The organism is Areca yellow leaf disease phytoplasma (assembly GCF_041920595.1).
This window is the reverse complement of record NZ_CP169277.1, coordinates 53,612-57,118: the sequence shown is the minus strand read 5'-3', so window position 1 is coordinate 57,118 and position 3,507 is coordinate 53,612. Positions and strand designations below refer to the sequence as shown.

The window sequence follows — 3,507 nt, the reverse complement described above, 5'->3', positions numbered from 1 at the left end:
ATAGACAAGGCATTTGCCATCAAGGCAGTCTAAAGAAAAGATTATGAATGATTTTCACTTATAGAAAATTTAATGTAAAATAATCAATTGTCGCAGAGGGGAATAAATTACTTAACAGTTTATATCATTGCTTCGTAAATAATAAAGACGACAGATATTACGTTTACAACAGTCAGATATAGTATTCACTATTAAAGATAATCATAGTTAGGGTTGCTGTACTAAGATAAATAACTTTAATTTATTTCTTTTATCTTATCGATTTGTTTTGTTTTTGTTATCAACTTAGAATTGTACCATTGAATAATTGCAAAATATTTTGCCAGTTGCCTAAATCCAAAGAAGTTTTTAAAGTCTCTTTATTTATAAATTACAAGGAACTAATAGAATATAAGGATATTAGTTAGTATTTTATTTTTTTTGATAAATGACATTAATAGCAGTGATTCAAAAACTGCTATTAATGTCATTTTATCAAAAAACGATAAAATTTGCTAACTAATCCTTATATTCTGATAGTTTTCCTTTGTAATTTTATAAATAAAAAAGAGACTTTAAAAAGCCTCTTTTGGGATTTAGATTTATTTTGGCAAAATATTTTAATTATTCAATAATTTTAATTCTAAGTTGATAACAAAAGAAACAAAAACAAATCGATAAAATTAAAAAAAATAAATTAAAGTTATTTATCCAATTCTTAATTTAGCAACCAACATATGATTATCTTTAATAATTCTTTCTATATCTATTTGTTGTAAAAGTTTCTTCTGGTCTATTTCTTGGGCAATAATATCTAATAAATCTTTATTATTTGCAACAATATTATAAGCTTGTTAAAATAATTTATTCAAATCTACTTTATTTAATTGATTATTTTACATTAAAAGTTTTTCTATAAATTGAAAATCATCATCAATTCCTGAAAATATTTTTTCTTTTGGAATTTTGCCTTGATTAGCTAAATACTGTTCAGGCAGCTGCACCTCCAAAAGCTTGTAAAACTAATCTTGCCAACCTTTGATTTAATTTTGGATGCCTAACTGTTTGTCCAAAAAAAACATCGAATCCAGCGGTCAAATCAGTAGTTGTTTCTTGAGCCTATAAATTTTGGCAACCGAACATAATGCAAAAGGAAATTGCAAAACTATTAAGGCATGTCCTGCTTCGTGATAAAGCTGTTAGTTATTTAGGAGTAAAGGTTGTTGGTGTTTGCATCATGAAAAATGCAAAATATGAGAAAAATCAGGTTTTAGGATTTGTCCATTAGCACACCAAATTTCTTTAATATTAGTTTGTATATTGTCTTGTGTTGCTATAATATTTAAAAATAGATCCACTTGATAAAATCACTTGTGTAAGCAAACAAGAGTCTAAAAACCTTCAATAATTATGCCATTTGGTTGGATTTCACTCTTAAAAAATTTTTTTCTTCTTGGAAAATAGAACAATTAAACTTTTTATTTTGATGCTCTTTGGCTTGTATGGCAATTTGCATCACTTTATTATCGCGGTGTTCTTTGCCTTCTTTCTCATTAACTGAGTTTCCAAAAGTTCAGGCATTAAAGGAATATATTTTTCATCCGTATAAATATTATAATGATGTTTTGCAGAAGATAAATGGTGTTTTTTAATGACATATTGATAGAAGGTTTTGTAAAACAAGCCCCTACAGGAACAACATCACAAATAATATGGGTTGGGTTAGTATTTAAATCAATTGACAATTTTTTTTGGCAAATCTATAAATTCTTTTATCCCAATTATTACAAAAATAATAATAGCAATGTTTATCCAAAATAATTTTGGGATTTTAGAAATCATATTTAGTTTTTTATCTCCTTAAAATTAAAAAAGTTAAATTAAAATTTAACATGAAAAAATAACATAATAAAGTGATTAATATTATTTGAAATAATAAAGTTTTTTGGATGATATAAAATAAAATCATATAGCAAATAATAAATAATGTGCTTTATTAATGGATGATAAATTTTATACTTGATAATTAGTTATCAAAATGATATACCAAAAATAAACAAATATTAAAATTCTACATCATATATTATTATATTTTATAATATGGATTTAAGAATTATAAATTTGAATGCATTTGAGTGATTTATATATTTAATAAAACCACTTTCAAAAAAATTTTATAACTAATTCCATCCTTAAAAATTTATTATTTTGTTTCATCCAATCCCAAATCACAAAAACTGCCAAAAATTAACTAAACGGATACAAAAAATAACAATTTTTTTTTCAAAATTCACCCAATTCCACCCAAATAATTCTTAAAATAACGGTTTTTGGTTCCAAATTCCCAAAATAATGCATTTTTTAACATTTATTATTAGCTTTTATTTTTTTGTTTTGTTATAATTTAATCAGGCTTATAAAAATAATTGATCATCAAAAGAAAGATGACTAGAATAAACGAACTTAAAAATAATTTAATTTTGCAAAATTGACCCAAGATAATACTTTATAACTTTGGTTGTGGCACTTTTTCTGATTTATTTTTAGTAGTTATAAAAACAATATAACTAATTTATTAAACTTGCAAATGCAAAACAAAAAGACAAGAGCAAGAAGGCAAAAAATACAAATGACTTTTGCACCACAAACAAGACTAACAAACCACATAAACCACATAACTCAAAAACCCCAACCAAACTCCCCACCAAAAATTATCTTAATCAATTAGCATACTTATTATTTTTAATTCTCTTTATTCCATTTAATTTTATCCACCATTATAGCCTTGCAAATATTTTTTATATATCAGTTAACAAAATACTAAAATATAAAATTTAGTCAAAGGAAACAACTTTATATGAATAAAAAAGAAGAAATTTTGCAAATCAGTCGTCTTGATAAAGATGCTGTTGTCAAACATCTAAAACACTGATGCTTTCGGACTTACTGACAAACAAGCCCAAGAAAGACAAACTCTCTACGGTAAAAATATTATCAAACAAGGCGAATCTTTTTCTTGTTTTGGCAACACCATCAAACAATTTTACCTCGGTAATGGCTATTTTTTCTTATTATGGATAGCAGCATTAATGATTTTTGTAATTAATCCCAAAGAAGCAGCCATTTGTATTTCTATTATTTTAGTTATCATTGTAAATGGCTTATTTTCTTTTTCCCAAGAATACAAAGCTGATAAAATGTTGTCTTCCTTAAGTAAAATGATTCCTAAAAAGTTCAAGTTTACCGTAACAAAAAAATAGAATTAATGGATGTTATTGGAAACTTACCATTGGAGATGTCATCTTTTTAGAAACAGGAACCCAAGTTCCAGTAGATGCACGTATTATTCAATCTAATAGTTTTTTGTTGACAACTCAACGTTATCAGGCGAAACCATTCCTTTAAACCGTACTGAAATGCCAAATCTCGAAGATAATCATTCCATTGCTGAAATGCCTAATTTAGTTTATGCAGGCACTACAGTTACTCAAGGTAGTTGTTTTGCAGTTGTTTATGCTATTGGAAATA

At 25.7% G+C, this 3,507-nt stretch carries 3 protein-coding genes; 2 read left to right on the top strand and 1 reads right to left on the bottom strand.

What is annotated here, in order from left to right:
* The first annotated feature begins 1,123 nt into the window (after positions 1-1,123).
* Both ACEW7V_RS00295 and ACEW7V_RS00290 read left to right on the top strand, forming a co-directional pair.
* Positions 1,124-1,267: a hypothetical protein gene (locus ACEW7V_RS00295; protein ID WP_374695510.1), complete on the top strand. Its 144-nt coding sequence runs from the start codon at positions 1,124-1,126 to the stop codon at positions 1,265-1,267.
* A gap of 371 nt (positions 1,268-1,638) precedes the next feature.
* The gene (locus ACEW7V_RS00290; RefSeq protein WP_374695509.1) at positions 1,639-1,800 is read left to right on the top strand and encodes a hypothetical protein; all 162 of its coding nucleotides are present in this window, start codon (positions 1,639-1,641) and stop codon (positions 1,798-1,800) included.
* 1,237 nt (positions 1,801-3,037) lie between these two features.
* On the opposite strand, the gene ACEW7V_RS00285 is transcribed toward ACEW7V_RS00290, so the two are convergent.
* Positions 3,038-3,217 (bottom strand): hypothetical protein, encoded by a 180-nt coding sequence (locus tag ACEW7V_RS00285; RefSeq protein WP_374695508.1) that lies wholly within the window; start codon positions 3,215-3,217, stop codon positions 3,038-3,040.
* Between the last annotated feature and the right edge of the window lie 290 nt (positions 3,218-3,507).

Coding starts and splice junctions, on each gene's coding strand:
- ACEW7V_RS00295 (WP_374695510.1), top strand. CDS start 1,124: ATGCAAAAGGAAATTGCAAAACTATTAAGGCATGTCCTGCTTCGTGAT.